Raw genomic sequence first — 1,982 nt, 5'->3', positions numbered from 1 at the left:
CTTCGCATTGAAATATGGATATCTCAAAAAAGAGATACCCACATTTCAACACGACATGAACATCAACAACAATGATTGGAAATCCCTAGTTTTGAATACTACGAAGACAGGGTAGCTTTCATAACCATCTGTTTGGACTAAATCATCTACTTTATTTTTTATAAAAGAAAGATGATTGTCATACACCTCTTGAATAACAAGTTGTCCAAACTCGTTAAGTATCTCTAAATTTGTTTTCATAGTTATCTAATTAGTGCCATTCCAAGGAATATTAGTGATATATTTTACTCCTTGCTTTTTTAAATCCTCTAACGCTTTTATGACCCAACCAGTAGCGATATCTTTTGGAATACCTGCCCTGACCATCGCTTCGATTTCTATTTCAGCCATCTTTGCCAAAGTCAATCTTTCTCCTTCCTTGGCAAAAGATTTGTATAAACTTATCTGATGACCCGTTATTGCGTTGTGTATGGCTTGGCCTCCAAGCGCATCTCTAGAAATGCTGAATGCTTTCTTTGCATTATAAAAATCGTCACCACAAAAAGCAATTTTGGACAAAGGATGGTGGCCTCCTACCTTGTTAAGGCAAGCAATGACTATTTCTAAATTTTTTAAATAAAAAAAGGCCAAGTAAAGACTTGGCCTTTTTGTAAACAATGATTTTAGATCATCTCATCATCTTTTACTTCTTTGCTAAAACGGGCGATCCAACCCTGATCCCCCAAAGGTTCGGCTTTTAGCATCTCACTTATTTCAACAAGATTCACCTGTTTCCCGTTTTCTTGGTAAATTATTCTGAATTGCTCGTTTTCCTCAAAGATGGAAAGAAAACTAAATATTGCCGTTTCCCATTGTTTTTTATAAAAATCTAAAATTAATTTCCGGTCTTTCGTATTTAATTTTTGAAAAACAGCGCTATATTCTTTGTCTACTCCCCATTTGGTTGTTCCTTTCAAAACGTTTTTAAAATATTTTAGATTATCATCGTAAGCGTTCAAGATGACTTTTTCTCCAAAAGAATCTAAAATCAAGTCTTCTTTTTTCATATGATATTATAATTAATTGGTACCACCCCAAGGAATATTAGTGATATATTTTACGCCTTGCTTTTTTAAATCCTCTAACGCTTTTATGACCCAGCCAGTAGCAACATCTTTTGGAATACCTGCCCTGACCATGGCCTCTATTTCAATTTTAGCCATCTTTTCCAAAGACAATCTTTCTCCTTCCTTAGCAAAAGATTTGTATAAACTTATCTGATGACCCGTTATTGCGTTGTGTATGGCTTGGCCTCCAAGCGCATCTCTAGAAATGCTGAATGCTTTCTTTGCATTATAAAAATCGTCACCACAAAAAGCAATTTTGGACAAAGGATGGTGCCCACCAACCTTTGAGCATTCACCAGTGCCGTCCAATACAAATTTCGGTTATTTCTAATAGGTACTGGGTGAGTTTTGAGTAAGTCTTTGAGTTGTTCAACCATATCCACATCTTTAGGTGGCTGATCAGGAAACAGGGTAACCACTCTGTTTTTTATGGAGTGTAATTTAAACTCCCTTTCGCTTCTTTACTGAGCTTCAGTTCAATGTTCGGTAGGAAGTCCGGAAATTCAAATGATTTTATATTCCATAGTCCGTCGTCGCTTGTAGGGTTGTAGCCGTCAGCGAAGCTGCATTGGGGATATGTTCCGATTTCCGTTAGTTCTGTAGCCCGTCCAAATTTTGAGTATTTCATGTTTTATGTATATCATATGTTTCTAAAAAACTCGTTTAATGTCATCTTTGACCTTTTAGCATACTCTATAAGTTCCAGTAATTCTGGAATAAGTTCCTTTTCTAAAAAACGTCTTGCTTCTTCGCCCTTGGATTCAACTGATAAACGCAACAGCTTGCTGTTGAAAAAAGCCCTCTCCGGAGATCTGGTCCTAGGGCCAGATCTCCGGAGAGGGCGGCGCAAAAACTTCATACCTTTGGGGTCGCTAA

Annotated in this window: 4 protein-coding genes; all 4 read right to left on the bottom strand. The window is 37.0% G+C overall.

Features of this window, described 5'->3' with window-relative positions; translation table 11 throughout:
- Positions 1–246: 246 nt before the first annotated feature.
- Entirely contained in the window at positions 247–630 is a 384-nt protein-coding gene (locus ACKWCC_RS19150; protein ID WP_413997579.1) for a hypothetical protein, read from the bottom strand.
- A 32-nt stretch (positions 631–662) separates the two neighbouring features.
- Positions 663–1,046 (bottom strand): hypothetical protein, encoded by a 384-nt coding sequence (locus ACKWCC_RS19145; RefSeq protein WP_413997578.1) that lies wholly within the window; start codon positions 1,044–1,046, stop codon positions 663–665.
- Between the two features lie 12 nt (positions 1,047–1,058).
- Complete coding sequence (locus tag ACKWCC_RS19140) at positions 1,059–1,415, bottom strand: hypothetical protein (RefSeq protein WP_413997577.1); 357 nt, start codon at positions 1,413–1,415, stop codon at positions 1,059–1,061.
- 331 nt (positions 1,416–1,746) lie between these two features.
- On the bottom strand, positions 1,747–1,982 hold a 236-nt coding region (locus ACKWCC_RS19135), incomplete at its 5' end, for a hypothetical protein (RefSeq protein WP_413997576.1).

This window comes from Maribacter aquimarinus, from assembly GCF_047345505.1.
GTDB lineage: Bacteria > Bacteroidota > Bacteroidia > Flavobacteriales > Flavobacteriaceae > Maribacter.
Note: the sequence above shows the minus strand (reverse complement) of the source record. Positions and strands in the feature narration are given on the sequence as shown.

Bases quoted from the DNA above. Each gene is read 5' to 3' on its own strand.
- ACKWCC_RS19145 (WP_413997578.1), bottom strand. From the start codon at position 1,046: ATGAAAAAAGAAGACTTGATTTTAGATTCTTTTGGAGAAAAAGTCATC.